Annotated in this window: 15 protein-coding genes; 14 read left to right on the forward strand and 1 reads right to left on the reverse strand. The window is 60.8% G+C overall.

Annotated features, from left to right (window positions below; translation table 11 throughout):
- The first annotated feature begins 24 nt into the window (after nucleotides 1–24).
- From waaF to E8F06_RS20190, 13 genes are read left to right on the forward strand one after another with little or no spacing between them, the layout of a single operon-like run.
- Nucleotides 25–1,068 carry a lipopolysaccharide heptosyltransferase II gene (gene waaF / locus E8F06_RS20130; RefSeq protein ID WP_280370371.1) on the forward strand — a complete coding sequence of 348 codons (1,044 nt, stop codon included), beginning with the start codon at nucleotides 25–27 and terminating at the stop codon, nucleotides 1,066–1,068.
- Nucleotides 1,069–2,130 carry a lipopolysaccharide heptosyltransferase I gene (gene waaC, locus E8F06_RS20135; protein ID WP_190831371.1) on the forward strand — a complete coding sequence of 354 codons (1,062 nt, stop codon included), beginning with the start codon at nucleotides 1,069–1,071 and terminating at the stop codon, nucleotides 2,128–2,130.
- Nucleotides 2,130–3,251 (forward strand): glycosyltransferase family 4 protein, encoded by a 1,122-nt coding sequence (locus E8F06_RS20140; RefSeq protein WP_280370374.1) that lies wholly within the window; start codon nucleotides 2,130–2,132, stop codon nucleotides 3,249–3,251. Before waaC ends, E8F06_RS20140 begins: the two co-directional genes overlap by 1 nt.
- A complete protein-coding gene (gene rfaP, locus E8F06_RS20145) occupies nucleotides 3,248–4,063 on the forward strand; it encodes a lipopolysaccharide core heptose(I) kinase RfaP (protein ID WP_280370376.1) in 816 nt (271 codons plus the stop codon). The genes E8F06_RS20140 and rfaP overlap by 4 nt, the downstream gene beginning before the upstream one ends.
- On the forward strand, nucleotides 4,060–4,797 hold the full coding sequence (locus tag E8F06_RS20150; protein WP_280370379.1) for a lipopolysaccharide kinase InaA family protein: 738 nt from the start codon (nucleotides 4,060–4,062) through the stop codon (nucleotides 4,795–4,797). Before rfaP ends, E8F06_RS20150 begins: the two co-directional genes overlap by 4 nt.
- The gene (locus tag E8F06_RS20155) at nucleotides 4,794–5,546 is read left to right on the forward strand and encodes a lipopolysaccharide kinase InaA family protein (RefSeq protein WP_280370381.1); all 753 of its coding nucleotides are present in this window, start codon (nucleotides 4,794–4,796) and stop codon (nucleotides 5,544–5,546) included. Before E8F06_RS20150 ends, E8F06_RS20155 begins: the two co-directional genes overlap by 4 nt.
- Complete coding sequence (locus tag E8F06_RS20160; protein ID WP_280370383.1) at nucleotides 5,546–7,003, forward strand: lipopolysaccharide kinase InaA family protein; 1,458 nt, start codon at nucleotides 5,546–5,548, stop codon at nucleotides 7,001–7,003. The genes E8F06_RS20155 and E8F06_RS20160 overlap by 1 nt, the downstream gene beginning before the upstream one ends.
- A 4-nt stretch (nucleotides 7,004–7,007) precedes the next feature.
- On the forward strand, nucleotides 7,008–8,762 hold the full coding sequence (locus E8F06_RS20165) for a carbamoyltransferase (RefSeq protein ID WP_280370385.1): 1,755 nt from the start codon (nucleotides 7,008–7,010) through the stop codon (nucleotides 8,760–8,762).
- Nucleotides 8,749–9,663 carry a glycosyltransferase family 2 protein gene (locus tag E8F06_RS20170; RefSeq protein WP_280370387.1) on the forward strand — a complete coding sequence of 305 codons (915 nt, stop codon included), beginning with the start codon at nucleotides 8,749–8,751 and terminating at the stop codon, nucleotides 9,661–9,663. Before E8F06_RS20165 ends, E8F06_RS20170 begins: the two co-directional genes overlap by 14 nt.
- Complete coding sequence (locus tag E8F06_RS20175) at nucleotides 9,651–10,625, forward strand: glycosyltransferase (RefSeq protein WP_280370389.1); 975 nt, start codon at nucleotides 9,651–9,653, stop codon at nucleotides 10,623–10,625. The genes E8F06_RS20170 and E8F06_RS20175 overlap by 13 nt, the downstream gene beginning before the upstream one ends.
- 8 nt (nucleotides 10,626–10,633) lie before the next feature.
- Nucleotides 10,634–11,512, forward strand: coding sequence for a glycosyltransferase (locus E8F06_RS20180; protein WP_280370391.1), 879 nt, complete (start codon nucleotides 10,634–10,636; stop codon nucleotides 11,510–11,512).
- Nucleotides 11,499–12,527 carry a glycosyltransferase family 2 protein gene (locus E8F06_RS20185; protein ID WP_280370393.1) on the forward strand — a complete coding sequence of 343 codons (1,029 nt, stop codon included), beginning with the start codon at nucleotides 11,499–11,501 and terminating at the stop codon, nucleotides 12,525–12,527. Before E8F06_RS20180 ends, E8F06_RS20185 begins: the two co-directional genes overlap by 14 nt.
- A gap of 14 nt (nucleotides 12,528–12,541) precedes the next feature.
- Complete coding sequence (locus E8F06_RS20190) at nucleotides 12,542–13,729, forward strand: O-antigen ligase family protein (RefSeq protein ID WP_280370394.1); 1,188 nt, start codon at nucleotides 12,542–12,544, stop codon at nucleotides 13,727–13,729.
- A 63-nt stretch (nucleotides 13,730–13,792) separates the two neighbouring features.
- Here the strand turns inward: E8F06_RS20190 and E8F06_RS20195 are convergent, their stop codons facing one another.
- The gene (locus tag E8F06_RS20195) at nucleotides 13,793–14,410 is read right to left on the reverse strand and encodes a lipopolysaccharide kinase InaA family protein (protein WP_280370397.1); all 618 of its coding nucleotides are present in this window, start codon (nucleotides 14,408–14,410) and stop codon (nucleotides 13,793–13,795) included.
- 32 nt (nucleotides 14,411–14,442) lie between these two features.
- On the opposite strand from E8F06_RS20195, the gene msbA reads away from it, so the two are divergent.
- Entirely contained in the window at nucleotides 14,443–16,239 is a 1,797-nt protein-coding gene (msbA, locus tag E8F06_RS20200) for a lipid A export permease/ATP-binding protein MsbA (protein ID WP_280370399.1), read from the forward strand.
- Nucleotides 16,240–16,242 lie beyond the last annotated feature (3 nt).

The raw sequence follows: 16,242 nt of genomic DNA on the forward strand, positions 1-16,242 counted from the left end.
GCTTGAGGCTTGAAGCTGCCTTTTATGAAGATTCTGATCGTAGGACCCTCCTGGGTCGGCGACATGGTGATGGCGCAGACACTCTTCCAGTGCCTGAAGACCCGCCATCCCGACTGCGAGATCGACGTGCTGGCCCCCGAGTGGAGCCGGCCCATCCTTGAGCGCATGCCCGAAGTGCGCCAGGCGCTGAGTTTCCCCATCGGCCACGGCGTGCTGGATATCGCGACCCGGCGCAAGATCGGCAAGTCCCTGGTGGGGCAGTACGATCAGGCGATCCTCCTGCCCAACTCACTGAAGTCGGCGCTGGTGCCCTGGTTTGCCGATATTCCCAAGCGCACCGGCTGGAAAGGCGAGATGCGCTACGGCCTGCTGAACGACATCCGCGTCCTCGACAAACAGCGCTACCCGCTGATGATCGAGCGCTTCATGGCCCTGGCCTTCGAGCCCGATGCGGAACTGCCCAAGCCCTATCCGCGACCATCGCTGCGGATCGAGCCGGCCAGCCGTGATGCGGCCCTGGCCAAGTTCGGCCTGGGCCTCGACCGCCCCGTGCTGGTGCTCTGCCCCGGGGCGGAGTTCGGTGAGGCCAAGCGCTGGCCCGCCGAGCACTATGCCAAGGTCGCCGAGCTGAAAATTCGCGCTGGCTGGCAGGTCTGGCTGTTCGGTTCGAAGAACGACCATCCCGGCGGCGAAGACATCCGCATGCGGCTGATTCCCGGTCTGCGCGAGGAAGCGGTGAACCTGGCCGGCGAAACCAGCCTGGCCGAAGCCATCGACCTGATGTCCTGCGCCAGTGCCGTGGTGTCCAACGACTCCGGGCTGATGCACGTGGCCGCCGCGCTGGGTCGTCCGCTGGTCGCCGTCTATGGCTCGACCTCGCCGCAGTTCACCCCGCCGCTGGCCGAGCAGGTGGAAATCGTCCGCCTTGGCCTGGAATGCAGCCCCTGCTTCGAGCGCACCTGTCGCTTCGGCCACTACAACTGCCTGCGCGAGCTCAAGCCGCGTCCGGTGGTTGAAGCCCTGGACCGCCTGGTGCCGGACCCGCTCGAACTGGTGGAGAGTCGCTGAGTGCGGGTACTGCTGATCAAGACTTCTTCTCTGGGCGATGTCATTCATACCCTGCCGGCGCTGACCGATGCGGCGCGGGCGATTCCCGGAATCCAGTTCGACTGGGTGGTCGAGGAAGGATTCGCCGAGATTCCCGCCTGGCACCCGGCTGTGGCCCACGTTATCCCGGTGGCGATCCGCCGCTGGCGCAAGAACCTCTGGCAGACCCTTCGCAGCGGTGAGTGGCGTCGCTTCAAGCGCCGCCTGCGTGAAGCCCGCTACGACCTGGTGATCGACGCCCAGGGCCTGCTGAAAAGCGCCCTGCTGACGCGTTACACCAAGGCGCCGGTGGTCGGCCTGGATCGCGATTCCGCCCGCGAGCCGCTGGCCAGCCGTTTCTACGACCGTCGCTATCCGGTGGCGTGGGGGCAGCACGCCGTCGAGCGTGTGCGCCAGCTGTTCGCCCAGGCGCTGGACTATCCGCTGCCGGAAGGCGTGGGCAACTACGGCCTCAACCGTGCGCAACTGGCCGATGCACCGGGCGGCGCGCCCTATCTGCTGTTCCTCCATGGCACCACCTGGGACACCAAGCACTGGCCGGAAAAGTACTGGCGCGAACTCGCCGAGCGGGCCTGCGACCACGGCTGGCACGTGCGCCTGCCCTGGGGGAATCCGACGGAGAAGGCGCGCGCCGAACGTATCGCCGAAGGCTTGGAAAAGGCCGCGGTGCTCCCCAAATTATCTTTGGCGGGAATGGCCAAGGTGGTCGCCGGTGCGCGTGCCTGCGTGGCGGTGGACACCGGCCTTGGCCACTTGGCAGCTGCGCTGGACGTGCCGACCCTTTCGCTCTACGGCCCGACCAATCCGGGCTTCACGGGGGCCTACGGGCGGTCGCAGATCCATCTGGGTAGCGACTTCCCCTGTGCGCCGTGCCTGAAGAAGACCTGCGCCTACAAGCCGACGGCGGAGGATCTCCGCCTGTTCGACCTGGAGCGCGAACAGCCGCTCTGTTTCACCCGGCTGAATCCGCAGCGCGTGGCGACCCAACTGGAAGCCCTGCTGCTGACCGAGGACATCCACTGATGCAACTGGCATTCGTGCTCTACAAGTACTTCCCCTTCGGCGGCCTGCAGCGCGATTTCATGCGAATCGCCCTGGAGTGCCAGCGCCGTGGGCATGCCATTCGCGTCTACACCATGATCTGGGAAGGCGACGTCCCGGAAGGTTTCGAAGTGCTGATCGCGCCGGTCAAGGCGCTGTTCAACCACAAGCGCAACGAGAAATTCACTGCCTGGGTCGAGGCAGACCTGGCGCGCCGTCCGGTGGACCGGGTGATCGGCTTCAACAAGATGCCGGGCCTGGATGTCTACTACGCCGCCGACCCCTGCTTCGAAGACAAGGCGCAGACCCTGCGCAACGGTCTCTATCGCCGCTGGGGCCGCTACAAGCACTTCTCCGACTACGAGCGCGCGGTGTTTGCGCCCGAGTCGAAGACTGAAGTGCTGATGATTTCCGAGGTGCAGCAGCCGTTGTTCGTCAAGCACTACGCGACTCCGGCCAAGCGCTTCCATCTGCTGCCGCCGGGCATCGCTGCGGATCGCCGCGCACCGGCCAATGCCGCGGAAATCCGCGCCGAATTCCGCCGTGAGTTCAGGCTGGGCGACGACGACCTGTTGCTGGTGCAGATTGGCTCGGGCTTCAAGACCAAGGGACTGGACCGCAGCCTCAAGGCCGTGGCCGCGCTGCCCCGCGAGCTGAAGAAGCGCACCCGGCTGATCGTCATCGGCCAGGACGATCCCAAACCGTTCCTGCTACAGATGAAGGCCCTGGGCATCTCCGACCAGGTGGACATTCTCAAGGGGCGCAGCGATATCCCGCGCTTCCTGCTGGGCGCCGACCTGCTGATCCACCCGGCCTACAACGAGAACACCGGCACCGTGCTGCTTGAGGCCCTTGTGGCTGGCTTGCCGGTTCTGGTTACCGACGTCTGCGGCTACGCCCACTACATCGCCGAAGCTGACAGCGGCCGCGTGCTGCCCAGCCCCTTCGAGCAGGATGGGCTCAACCAGATGCTGGCCGGCATGCTCGCCGACGCGGCTGCCCGTGCACGCTGGAGCACCAATGGCCTGGCCTTTGCCGACAGCGCTGACCTCTACAGCATGCCGCGGCACGCGGCGGACGTGATCCTCGCGGAGCGCCCATGAAGCTTGTTCTGAAGCCCCCGTTCGAGCGCCTGTGGGCCGGACGTGACGCCTTTGTCGAGGTGGAAGCGCTCAAGGGCGAGGTTTACCGCGAGCTGGAAGGGCGTCGCACCCTGCGTACCGAGGTGGATGGCGAGGGTTTCTTCGTCAAGATCCATCGCGGCATCGGCTGGGGCGAGATCGTCAAGAACCTGATCACCGCCAAGGCGCCGGTGCTGGGCGCCGGCCAGGAGTGGGCGGCGATCCAGCGCCTGCACGAAGCGGGCGTGCCCACCATGACCGCCGTCGCCTTCGGCGAGCGCGGCAGCAATCCGGCCAGCCAGCACTCCTTCATCGTCACCGAAGAGCTGGCACCCACCATCAGTCTTGAGGACTTCTGCGTCGATTGGCCGCGCAATCCGCCGCCGGTACGGCTGAAGTGGGCGCTGATCGACGAAGTCGCGCGAATGACCGGCACCATGCACCGCGCCGGGGTCAACCACCGCGACTGCTACATCTGTCACTTCCTGCTGCACACGGCGCGACCGGTCACAGCCGAAGACTTCAAACTGTCGCTGATCGACCTGCATCGTGCGCAGACGCGCGCCGCCACGCCGAGACGCTGGCGCGACAAGGACCTGGCCGGGCTGTATTTCTCGGCGCTGAACATCGGCCTGACCCGTCGCGACAAGCTGCGCTTCCTCAAGGCCTACTTCCGCCAGCCGCTGCGCCAGGTGCTGAAGGACGAGAGCAGCCTGCTGGCCTGGCTCGAGCAGAAGGCCGCGCGCCTGCTCTCGCGCTATGAGCGCAAGTACGCCGGGGGAGGAGAGGCGTGAGCCAATGGAAACTGGCCAAGGGGCTGGACGCCGGGGTTATCGAGCTGTTCGCCGACCTGGACAAGGTGTTCGCCCTGCAAGGTGACTGGATCACCGGCGATCCGCTGTCCGAAGTGCTGCGCGTGGAGCACCGTGGGGTGCGCTACTACGTCAAGCGCTACTGGGCCGCGGGCAAGGGTTTGCGTCGCTGGTTCGGCCGGCCACGGGTCAAGGCCGAATGGCAGAACCTCAAGTATTTCTCCACGTGGGGCATTCCCACCGCGCCTGTAGTGGGCTGGGGACAGGAGCGCCGTGGCGGCACCTTCCATCGCGGTGCCCTGATCACTCAAGAGCTCAAGGGCACCGTCGACCTGGCGGAAATGGCCAAGCAGGGCGATGCGCGCCTGGCCGACCCGCGCTGGGTCGACAATGTCAGCCGGCAGCTGGCGAAGGCCACGCGCTGCCTGCACCAGCACGGCTTCGCCCATAACGACCTTAAGTGGCGCAACCTGCTGGTGGACGAGGCAGGCGACCTGTTCCTGATCGATTGCCCGACCGGCACCTTCTGGTGGGGACCGTTCCTGCGTTACCGGGTCATCAAGGACCTGGCGTGCCTGGACAAGGTCGCCAAGTACCACCTCAGCCGCAGCCAGCGGCTGCGCTTCTACCTGCAATACCGGGATCAATCGCGTCTGCAAGGCAGCGACAAGCGCCAGGTGCGGCAGATCCTCAAGTTTTTCGAGGGACGCGAATGAGCGACTTCATCGCGGCGGGGGATCGCGAGATCTTCGCCCGTCATGGACTGGACAGCTTTGAATCGCTCTGGGCATTGCGCCTGGACGCGGTGGACGAGCCCAATACCGGCCGCGGCGGCTGGAGCAGCGTGTTCCGTCTGGATCTGGGCGATGCTGCCTACTACCTCAAGCGGCAGAGCAACTTCCTCACACGTAGCGTGCTTCGGCCCTTCGGCGAGCCCACCTTCGCTCGGGAGTTCCGCAATATCCGCCGCTATCAGGAGCTGGGTGTACCGGCCCTGCAGGCGGCTTTCTTCGGCACCCGTCAAGTCAACGGGGAGTGCCGAGCGATCCTGGTTTCCCGCGCCCTGGACGGCTGGTGCGAGCTGGCTGCCACGCTTGATCACTGGGGTGGGATGATCGCCGGACAACGCTCGGCGATCATCGATGCGGTGGCTGGCCTCGCCCGGCGTCTCCACGGCGCGGGGCAGGTGCACGGTTGCTTCTATCCCAAGCACGTCTTCCTGCGGGAAACCCAGTCCGGCTTCGAAGCCTGTCTGATCGACCTCGAGAAAACCCGGCCACTGCTGCTGGGACGCCGGGATCGGGTCAAGGACCTGGAAACCCTGGTGCGCCGGGCCAATGCCTGGGGTGAAGCCGAAGTGCGTGAACTACTGGCGGGCTATCTTGAGTGTCCGCAGGATTCGGCGGAGGTCAATGACTGGCTGGAACGCCTGGCCAGTCGCCGTCGCAACAAGGAAGGCGCGTGATGACCCTGGCGGAACTGGCCCGCGCGGGGCGAACCCCGCAACTTCCCATTCAACTGGACGTGGCAGGCGGACTTGAGCTGCAGAGCCTGCTGCGGGTGCTGCCCGGGCAGCGCTATGTAGGCGTTGCCTTGTGGCAAGGTCGCAAGGTACTGGCCAAGCTGCTGGTCGGCGGCAAGGCCGAGCGGCACTTCCAGCGTGAGCTTTCCGGCACTCGCGCCTTGCACGGGCAGGGCATCGACTCCCCGGCATTGCTGGGCGAGGGATATCAGGCCGGATTGGGCGGCTGGTTGCTGTTCGAGTACCTGGATTCGGCAGAAAGCCTCTGGGACGCCTGGCGCAAGGTCGAACGTGATGTACCGTTGTCCGACGGCCAGCAGGAAGTACTGGGCGAGGCCCTTGGCGCCATCGCGCGACTGCATCTGGCGGGGCTTGTCCAGGAAGACCTGCATCTGGATAACCTGCTTCGCCACGGCGGCAAGCTGCAGGTGATCGATGGCGGCGGCATTCGCGCCGAAACGCCCGGCAGCCCGCTGCCTCGCGACAAGGTCATGGCCAACCTGGGCGTTTTCTTCGCCCAAATGCCGGCGGAGCTGGATCCTTTCCTGGAAGAGCTGCTGGTGCAGTACCTGCTGGTGAACGGCGAGCACGCCCTGCCGCTGGAGGCGCTGGAAAAGAAAATCGCCCGGATGCGGCGCTGGCGCCTTGGCGATTACATGAAGAAGATCGCCCGCGATTGCAGCCTGTTCAGTGTGACTGGTGGTGCATTCGGCCTGCGGGCGGTTCGTCGCCAGGCCCAAGCGGGCCTTGAGGGATTACTGCAGGCGCCCGACTTGGCGCTGGCGCAAGGACGTTCGCTGAAGCAAGGCGCGACCGCCACCGTGGCGGAAGTCACCCTCGAAGGGCGCAAGCTGCTGGTCAAGCGCTACAACATCAAGGGGCTGGTGCACTGGCTGACGCGCTTTTGGCGGCCGAGCCGCGCCTGGCACAGCTGGCGTGAAGGCAATCGACTGGAGTTCCTCGGCATCGCCACGCCGCGCCCGTTGGCCGTGATCGAACGGCGCTTCCTCTGGCTGCGCAGCCGTGCCTACCTGATTACCGAATATCTCTCCGGGCAAGATATAATCGCCCGTTTTCGACCTCATCTGGATGACCCGGATGGGGCTGGTGCTCCACCCGAAGCCGAGTTACGTGCCCTCGACCGACTGTTTGCCGCGCTGATCCGTGAGCGCATCAGCCATGGCGATTTCAAGGGCAGCAACCTGTTCTGGCAGGACGGCCGCTGGACCCTGATCGACCTCGATGCCGTTTGCCAGCATCGCAGCGAACGCAGCTTCGCCCGGGCCTATGCCCGCGATCGCGCGCGCTTCCTGCGGAATTGGCCGGCCGAATCGGCGTTGCACCAGCTACTGGATAAACGTTTACCGCAGGTGCCGGGCACCTGCCCTGAAAGAGGCTAACCCCGTGGCATTGACGATTCTCGGCCTTTCCGGCGCTCTCAGCCATGATCCATCCGCCGCCCTCTACATCGACGGCAAGCTGATCGCGGCCGCCGAAGAAGAGCGCTTCGTGCGCGACAAGCACGCGAAGAATCGCATGCCCTACGAGTCGGCCAAGTTCTGCCTGGAACAGGCCGGCATCAAACCGTCCGACGTCGATGTCGTGGCCATTCCCTTCGCCCCCATCAGCCTGTTCGGCAAGGCCCGCTGGCATTACGCCAAGCGCTACTGGTACGCCCCGGATCGTGCGCTGGACGCCATCCTCATGGGCAATCGCCGCTACAAGCGCTACCGCAAGAAGATCGTCTGGTGCCTGGAGCAACTGGGCTTCGATGCCAAGAAAGTGAAGATCGAGCCGGTGGAGCACCACCTGGCCCACGCCTCCAGCGCCTACCACTGCTCCGGCTTCAAGGAGAAGACGGCGATCCTCGGTATCGACGGCAAGGGCGAGTACGCCACCACCTTCTTCGGCTGGGGTGAGAACGGCAAGATCCACAAGATCAAGGAGTTCTTCGATCCGGACTCCCTCGGCGGCCTCTACGGCGCGATCACCGAGTACCTGGGCTTCGAGATGCTCGACGGCGAGTTCAAGGTCATGGGCATGGCGCCCTATGGTGACGCCGCCAAGTATGACTTCTCGCGCCTGGCCAAGTTCGAGAACGGTGAGCTGATCATCAACACCGATTACGCCAACGTCATCGGCTTCCGTCGCTACAAGGAAAACGGCAAGGGCTACTACTTCTCGCCGAAGCTGATCGAGTGGCTGGGGCCGAAGCGCCAGGGCGACATCGCCGACGACCCCTACATCCACTACGCCGCCAGCATGCAGGCCCTGTTCGAGAAGCTGGCGCTGGAGATGATGGATTACTACCTCGGCGACATCATCCGCGAGACCGGCAAGATCGCCTTCGCGGGCGGTTGCGCGCTGAACGTCAAGCTGAACCAGAAGATCATCGCCCGTCCGGAAGTGAAGGAGCTGTTCGTCCAGCCCGCTTCCGGTGATGCCGGCACCTCCGTCGGTGCCGCTGCCTATGTTTCGGTCAAGCGCGGCGTGCCGGTGGAGAAGATGGAGCACGTCTACCTCGGCCCGTCCTTCAGCAACGAAGACGTCATCGCGGCTTGCGCCAAGCACCCACAGCAGCCGGTGTTCAAGCGTATCGAGAACACCCCGCAGCGCATCGCCAAGATCATGGTCGACGGCAACCCCGTGGCCTGGTTCCAGGGGCGCATGGAGTTCGGTCCGCGCGCCCTCGGCGGCCGCTCCATCATTGGTTGCCCGAGTGCGGCCGGCGTCGCTGACCGCATCAACGAGCAGATCAAGTTCCGTGAGCGCTGGCGCCCCTTCTGCCCGTCGATGCTGGATACCGTCGCGTCGCAGATGCTCAAGGTCGATCACCCGTCGCCCTTCATGACCTTCACCTTCGAAGTCAACGAAGAGTGGAAGACCCGCGTGGCCGAAGTGGTGCACGAGGACGGTACCTCTCGCGCCCAGGTGCTGGAGCGCCGCCACAATCCGCGTTGGTACGACCTGATGAAGGAACTGGAAGTCCTCACCGGCAACGGCGTGTCCCTGAACACCTCGCTCAATCGTCGTGGCGAGCCGATGATCTGCTCGCCCACCGACGCGCTGAACATGTTCTACGGCTCGGACCTGCAGTACCTGATCATGGAAGACATCCTCGTCGTCAAGGAAGGCAAAGACTGGTATGACAATGTCTGACACGCCGCTCCTGAGCGTAGTGATTCCGGCGTACAACTATGCCGCGACGGTTGCGCGTGCGGTTGAGTCCGTACTTGCCCAGTTGCCGGACGCCAATGCAGAGCTGCTGGTGATCGACGACGGCTCTACCGACCAGACCCCTCAGGTGCTGAGCTCGCTGCAGGAGAAATTCCCGGGCAGTTTCCGCATGCTGCGAAAGGAGAACGGTGGCTTGGCTTCGGTTCGTAATCGAGGCATCGACGAAGCCCGTGGCGATTTCCTGATTTTCCTCGATGCGGATGACGAAATGGCACCTGGTGCCCTCTCCGCCCTGACGGAGCATTTGAAGGCCAATCCGCAGAGCAGGCTGGTGATCGGTGCGCATTGGTCGGTTTTCGAGAGTGGTAAGCGGACGTTGCACGAGGTAGCGCCGTTGCCCGAGTCGCCCTACGAGCGCGTCCGCGGCTACCTGATTGACAAGCGGGTAGCCTTGTCCAATGGGGCTTGCGCCATGCATCGCGATGTCTTCGGGCCGGGTCGCTATCCAGAGCGTTTCCGCAGTGTCGAAGACATTCCCGTCTTCGCCCAGGTCCTGGCGCGTTTTCCCTGCTCCGTGGTTCAACAACCTCTGGCTTTGATCCACAAGCATTCCACCAGCCTGCGTCACAACCTTACCTATGCCCGTGCGGTTGGCCTGTCCCTGGTTGACGAGGTCTTCTCCCCTGCACGCATGCCTTCCGAGCTCCAGAGGTTGAAGACCGCTTACAAGGCTCAGCGCTGCCTGTCGCTGTTCCGCACCTGCCTGCTCGCTGGTGACCAGGAACGTGCCCGCGAGTACTACCGAGAAGCATTGCGCACGGATTGGCGGGTATTGTTGAAGTGGTCCTACACACGCAAGGCCGTCAGGCTATGGCTGCACTGAAACCCATGAAAGTGCTGGCTCTGAGTTCGGCGGGGCGAGAGCCGGATTTTTCCTGTGTTTACGAACATCTGGGTGGGCAGCTCGATCTCGAACTGAAGATACTCGATAAGGGCGCCCAGCGTGACCTGAGTCGCACGCTGCGTTCCGTCGACCTTTCGCTTTACGATCGCATCCTTGTCGACCTCCACTTCAAGAACATCCATCGGCAAACCCGGTTCCTGAGCCGGCTTTCCGGCCTTCTGATCTATGAGGAGGATGCTTGCCAGAATTATCTGGAGAGCTCTCGCTGGCATGGACGCTTCAGTCGCTTCTATAGGCAGTTGCCCAACGCCCGCATTGTTGTGACCGGTGCCAGCGTCGCCGAGCGATTGAGGCTGGAAGGCTTCAAGGTCCACTTCATTCCTAAAGGTTATGACCCGCGCATGATCTTTCATGAGGAGGTGGAGCGAGATATCGAGTTGGGTTTCATTGGGCGGACTGCGAGTTCTGCCTACCAGGACAGGAGACGATTTCTGGATCGCTTGGCGGCTGAGGACTCGCTGCAACTGTTGCGCACCGCTCCCGGAGAACCTTACCGGAAGATGCTGAACCGTATTCGCTACTTCGTCAGCGCCGACGTTGGCTTGGGCGAGTACATGGCGAAGAACTTCGAGGCGATGGCCTGCGGATGCGTCTTGCTGGCCTGGCGTCAGGGTAGCGAGGAGCCTGCAATCGGTCTCGAAGATGGTGTCCATCTCTTGCTGTATTCCGACGTCGACGAATTGCGGGCGCACCTGGCCAGGCTGCGCAATGATTCGAACCTGGCGCTGGCCATAGCCGAGGGGGGGCGACGATTCGTCGAGCGACACCTTTCCCACCTCAAGTTGGCCGATCATCTCATCGAGGTAATGGAAGGGCCCTGGCCGCCGGTTGAGTCCGTTTCCTCCTGGCGGGCCTTCTGGTCCCGGATCAACCCATTTTGAGCAATCCCATGTCTCCGACGACCAACGACCAGCAGCCGCTAGTGAGTGTGATCATCTCTTCTTACAACCACGCGCCCTACATCGAGGCAAGTATTCTCAGCGTGCTGGCGCAGAGTTACCCGAACATTGAGTTGTTGGTGGTGGACGATGGCTCTCGTGATGACAGCGTTGCCCGCATCGAGGCGCTGCAAGCTGTCCATGGTTTCGATTTTCGCGTCCAGTCCAACAAGGGATTATCGCGAACCCTGAACGAGACCATCGAGCGGGCAAAAGGCAGCCTGATCGCCCCCTTTGGCTCGGACGACATCATGCTCCCGGACCGTATTGCCAGGCAGGTCGCCTACATGATGGATAAACCGGAGGTCGGCATCTGTGCCGGGGATATCCAGACTATCAATGCGGATGGAAAGCCCAGCGGCAGGCCGCGTGACTTGGCGTTTCGCCGCCTGGATTTCGAAGACGTATTCCTTGCTCGCAAGCCAGGAGCTCCTGCACCCACGCTTCTATTCCGCCGGGAGGCGCTTGATCGGGTTGGCAGTTTCGAGCCTGAAGTCCGCCTTGAGGACCTGATGATTGAGCTGAAGATTACCCGGAGTGGGTATTTCATCGACGTCCTCGGCGAACCTTTGGCACTTTACCGGGTGCATGACAGTAATACTTATAAGAACTATCGCTTTATGGTGGAAAATGTACTGAAGACCTATGCGCGCTTCAGTGATCATCCTGCGTATCCGGAGGTCTGTGCGCGATTCCGCAACTCGATGCTGCTCAAGTGTGCGCGGAGCGATAGGGCGTTGGCGTGGGAGTTGCTTTCTGAATTACCTCTTCGCTACTGGAACGGCAAGACCTTGCGGGCTATGGGACGCCTTTTTTATGGTCGGAACTAATGTGGCGATGGAGTATTTACACCAGTCGGTCAATCCAGAAGTCTCGGTAGTTATCCCGTGCTATAACTTTGGTCGGTTTTTGCAAGAGACTGTTGGTAGTCTGCAAAGGCAGAGCTACCAAAACTGGGAAGCGATTATTGTTGATGACGGTTCTGTTGATGATACAGCGAGTCGTGCGGCTGCCCTGGCGCAGAAAGATACTCGTGTTCGCTATGTCTATCAGGTGAATCAGGGGGTTTCTGCTGCGCGTAATAGAGGGATTTCGTTAGCGCGTGGGGAGTTTGTGCTTTTTTTGGATGCTGATGATCTGTTGACGGCTGAGAAGTTGCGGTCGCATGTTGAGCATTTTCGGCGCTGCCCACAGGTCAATATTTCTTATTCTAAGTTTCGCTATTTTTTAGATGGTAAGCCGGAAGTTTGTTTTGCAAACTATGGGCTTGACTCGCACCAGGAGTGGAGTCGTCCAGTTTCCGGTTTTGGAAGGACAAGCTTTCCTGTGTTTATTCGAAAGAATAATTTTCCACTTCAGGCTGCAGCCTTTCGTCATGTTTTTTTGCAGAAAGTTGGCCTTTTCGATCAGGGCATGCGCGCCCTGGAGGATTGGGACTATTTATTGCGTTGCATTCTGCGCGGAGCGTATATGGAAAGCCTGAGAGATGAAGGCTCCATGACTTTGATTCGGGTGCACCCAAGCAGTGCTACTCGAAATGTCGCATTTACTGACTACATTGGTCGTGTATATGGAAATGTATCTATTGAATTAGATCGTCTGCGCGCATCCTCTAACGCGAAAGATGTTGGTTTTTATGCTAAGCATTTGAAAAGGGCACTGCTTGAGAAGGCGCGAAGAGAAAGGAGGCGGATGTTTAAGGAGGGGAAGGGGGAAATTATTGACCGCATCATTGGTTTGGGTTTTTTGAATTTTTCCGGATTGTTAGGGATTTCCAGAGAGTTTGGCTTTGTGAGCTTTGCCAAGGCTTATCTGGGGGCGTTAAGAAAATATCTATCTATCTAAAAGAATTTTGTTTTATGGGGAACGTGTATTTTGTTGGCTGGTTTGCGCGATTGACTGTAATCGGCTTGTTCTGTTTTTTGTGTGCGCCATGGTTGTTGCAGAGTAATACGCATTATCATCGGCTTATTATTGTTTTTTTGTGGCTGCCGGCGTTGTTGCACGTTTTTCTGATGCGTAAGCACTATCCATCGATGGATAAGTCGTTTGTCGTGCTGTATTTAATGGCTTCCGCGTGGTTCGTGTTTGTTTCTGTTTTAGATGTGGGGCGCGGAGGCGAGCTGCGCGAGATTAAGCTACCATTTTATATAGGTCTTAGTCTGCTTGGTTGTGTGGTCTGTGCCATGTGTTTGCGGGAGCGCTTCACCGGATTTTTACTGCTGTGTTGTGCGATTGGTGGACTGGGGGCTGGGCTTTCCTGGTTTATCTTTTATTTCGTACAGGAGCATAATTTTTCCGAGCGAGTTGTGAATTTGGGGCTGTGGCGGGTGGTGATTCCTGCCGCTCAGGCCTGTGGTGCACTGTTTATTCTGACGATATTCCTTGGGTTCGATCGCAAGCGTGGGGTGGGACTCCTATGTGTGCTAGTGTTGGCGTTGTTGGGGTTCGGTGTGTTTATTTACTTCAGCCAGACACGCTGGGTGTGGTTGAGTCTAGTGTTGTCTTGTGTTGGCGGGGCCATCTTGTTACGGAACAAACTGGCCTGTGGTGGGGCGGCAATTGCTCTGTTGTTGATTGGGGCAATTTTCCTTGCCATTCCTGATCTTTTATCCAATCGCGGCCTTTCTTATCGGCCTGAGATCTGGCAGGGGGGCTTTGCTCTATTGTTGGATAACTGGTGGGAGGGTGTTGGATCTAAGGAGTATTGGATTGCGATCAAGTCCACTCCAGTTCGGTTCAATCATGCACACAACATGTTCCTGGATATTGGCATCCGCTTTGGTGTTCTTGGTCTGCTTCTATGGATAGGACTCTGGTGTTGGACTGGCTGGCACGCCCTCAAGTGGCGCCATACTTCGTTGGGTGGAGCGACGGTTGCCTTGTGGCTGTACTCTGGGCTGGTGGTCCTTACAGATGGCACGATGCCATGGGTAAAGCCATCGACCATCTGGTTCGTGACTTGGCTCCCTGTGGCGTTAGTGCTGGCGATGGATACTTGTGTCAGGCAGGGGAAAGAGGAGCGGGACTTCCCGGTTGCTGGTTGAATCAGATGCCGGTGCTCCACTTTAAGCTGGTGGAAATGCTTGGCGATCTTAAGGTTGCTGCCTTCACGTAGGCTTGGCGGTGGTCGGTCGCTCATAGGCCTGCAGCAGACGCTGCCAGGGGAAGTCGTCGATCTGACTGCGGCGCAGGTAGCCATTGAGGTGTTGCAGGTTACGTTGCGCCAATCGACTGCTTAGCGGGCCGCGTTTGAAGCGCATGTCCAGGAAGTCGATGAGGCCGAATCCGCCGTCGGGCAAACGCAGGATGTTGCCCAGGTGAAGCGAGCGGAAGTAGATACCGCGATGGTGCAGGGTACGGATGAAGTTTGCGAGTTCGGGCAGTAGCGCGTCGAACTCGGGGCGTCCATGGCGATACAGCTTATCCAGCGATTGTCCAGGCAGCGGCTCGTAGAAGCAGGCACTGACGGCCTGGACCCTGTCTAGCCACATGCACTCGCTGACCTTGGGCGTCGTGATACCGCGTTCGGTAAGCAGTTCGGCGTTCCGGGCGAAGCGTTGTGCGGAAGGGCGCATGCGGGCGAGCCAGAGTCGGCGGCGTGGCCGGAAAATCTTCAGCAGTTGGCCGTCCGGCTGGCGCAGGACCTTGGGGCCCCGACCGTCCTTCTCCAGGACCTCGCCTGCGTCGAGCCACTGCTGCATTTCGTTCGCTGGTACAATCCGCATCAATTTTCTCTGAGTAGCAATAGGGAACGAGAGTGGCTAATTCTAACCAGCAATCGGATCTCCAGGTTTATCTGCGGTTGCTGCGCTATGTCAGGCCGTATGTTGGTTTTTTCGTTCTCAGCATCATCGGATTCCTGATCTTCGCGTCGAGTCAGCCAATGCTGGGTTACGTGCTCAAGTATTTTGTCGATGGCCTGGCCGATCCGCACGCCGCGTTGCTCCCGCATGTTCCCTACCTCAAGGACATGAATCTGATACAGGCCGTGCCGCTGCTGATCGTGTTGATCGCCATCTGGCAGGGTGTGGGTTCGTTTCTGGGCAACTTCTTCCTGGCCAAGGTTTCACTGGGGCTGGTGCATGACTTGCGGGTGGCGCTGTTCAACCAGTTGATGCAGCTGCCAAACCGCTACTTCGACAACAACAACTCGGGCCACCTGATTTCGCGCATCACGTTCAACGTGACCATGGTCACGGGTGCCGCTACCGATGCGATCAAAGTAGTGTTCCGCGAAGGGATGACGGTGATCTTCCTGTTCGCCTCGCTTCTGTGGATGAACTGGAAACTGACCCTGGTGATGGTTGCGATCCTGCCGCTTATCGCGTTGATGGTCAGCAGTGCCAGTCGAAAATTTCGCAAGCAGAGTAAAAAGATCCAGGTCGCGATGGGCGATGTGATGCACATCTCATCGGAGGCCATCCAGGGATATCGTGTAGTGCGCAGCTTTGGTGGCGAGCCCTACGAGCAGCAGCGCTTCCTGGATGCCAGCATAGGCAACACCGACAAGCAGCTGAAAATGATCAAGACCGGGGCGGTCTATACCCCGATGCTGCAACTGGTCATCTACACCGCCATGGCCCTGTTGATGTTCCTGGTGCTGTTCCTGCGTGGCGATGCATCCGCGGGCGACCTGGTCGCTTACATCACTCTGGCGGGACTTTTGCCGAAACCCATCCGCCAATTGAGTGAGGTGAGTTCGACCGTTCAGAAGGGGCTGGCTGGCGCCGAGAGTATCTTCGAGCAGCTCGACGAGAAGCCGGAAGTTGACAATGGAACCACTGAGCTGGAGCGAGTGAGCGGTCGCCTTGAAATCCGCAACCTCAGCTTCCAGTATCCCGGCACCGACAAGGCGGTACTGCAGGACATCAGCTTCGAAGCCGCCCCCGGCCAGATGGTCGCGTTGGTCGGGCGTTCCGGCAGTGGCAAGTCCACCCTGGCCAACCTCATTCCGCGCTTCTACCACCATGAGCAGGGTCAGATCCTGCTGGATGGCGTCGATATCGAGGATTACCGCCTGCGCAACCTGCGCCGCCACATCGCCCTGGTGACCCAGCAGGTGACCCTGTTCAACGACTCGGTGGCCAATAACATCGCCTACGGCGATCTCGCCGGTGCGCCGCGTGAAGATGTCGAGCGGGCGGCCGAGGCGGCCTACGCCAAGGAGTTCGTCGACAAGCTGCCGCACGGCTTCGACACCGCGGTGGGTGAAAATGGCGTGCTGCTCTCCGGCGGCCAGCGGCAGCGCCTGGCAATCGCCCGCGCCCTGCTGAAGAACGCGCCGGTGCTGGTACTGGACGAGGCTACCTCTGCTCTGGATACCGAGTCCGAACGGCACATCCAGGCCGCGCTGGACCGCGTGATGGATGGCCGTACCACCCTGGTTATCGCCCACCGCCTCTCCACTATCGAGAAGGCGGACCTGATCCTGGTCATGGACCAGGGGCGTATTGTCGAGCGCGGCACTCATGCCGAGCTGCTGGCCATGAACGGCTATTACGCCCGTCTGCATGCCAACCAGTTCGCGGAGGAGATCCAGCCCGAGGCGAGCTGAGCC

Origin of the sequence: Pseudomonas sp. BN411 (genome assembly GCF_029871235.1) — a bacterium.
GTDB lineage: Bacteria > Pseudomonadota > Gammaproteobacteria > Pseudomonadales > Pseudomonadaceae > Metapseudomonas.

Excerpts from the sequence above, each read along its gene's own strand:
- E8F06_RS20175 (WP_280370389.1), top strand. The coding sequence starts at position 9,651 with ATGGCTGCACTGAAACCCATGAAAGTGCTGGCTCTGAGTTCGGCGGGG.
- E8F06_RS20170 (WP_280370387.1), top strand. The coding sequence starts at position 8,749 with ATGACAATGTCTGACACGCCGCTCCTGAGCGTAGTGATTCCGGCGTAC.
- rfaP (WP_280370376.1), top strand. The coding sequence starts at position 3,248 with ATGAAGCTTGTTCTGAAGCCCCCGTTCGAGCGCCTGTGGGCCGGACGT.
- E8F06_RS20160 (WP_280370383.1), top strand. The coding sequence starts at position 5,546 with ATGACCCTGGCGGAACTGGCCCGCGCGGGGCGAACCCCGCAACTTCCC.
- E8F06_RS20140 (WP_280370374.1), top strand. The coding sequence starts at position 2,130 with ATGCAACTGGCATTCGTGCTCTACAAGTACTTCCCCTTCGGCGGCCTG.
- E8F06_RS20180 (WP_280370391.1), top strand. The coding sequence starts at position 10,634 with ATGTCTCCGACGACCAACGACCAGCAGCCGCTAGTGAGTGTGATCATC.
- E8F06_RS20185 (WP_280370393.1), top strand. The coding sequence starts at position 11,499 with ATGGTCGGAACTAATGTGGCGATGGAGTATTTACACCAGTCGGTCAAT.
- waaF (WP_280370371.1), top strand. The coding sequence starts at position 25 with ATGAAGATTCTGATCGTAGGACCCTCCTGGGTCGGCGACATGGTGATG.
- E8F06_RS20195 (WP_280370397.1), bottom strand. The coding sequence starts at position 14,410 with ATGCGGATTGTACCAGCGAACGAAATGCAGCAGTGGCTCGACGCAGGC.
- E8F06_RS20190 (WP_280370394.1), top strand. The coding sequence starts at position 12,542 with ATGGGGAACGTGTATTTTGTTGGCTGGTTTGCGCGATTGACTGTAATC.
- E8F06_RS20155 (WP_280370381.1), top strand. The coding sequence starts at position 4,794 with ATGAGCGACTTCATCGCGGCGGGGGATCGCGAGATCTTCGCCCGTCAT.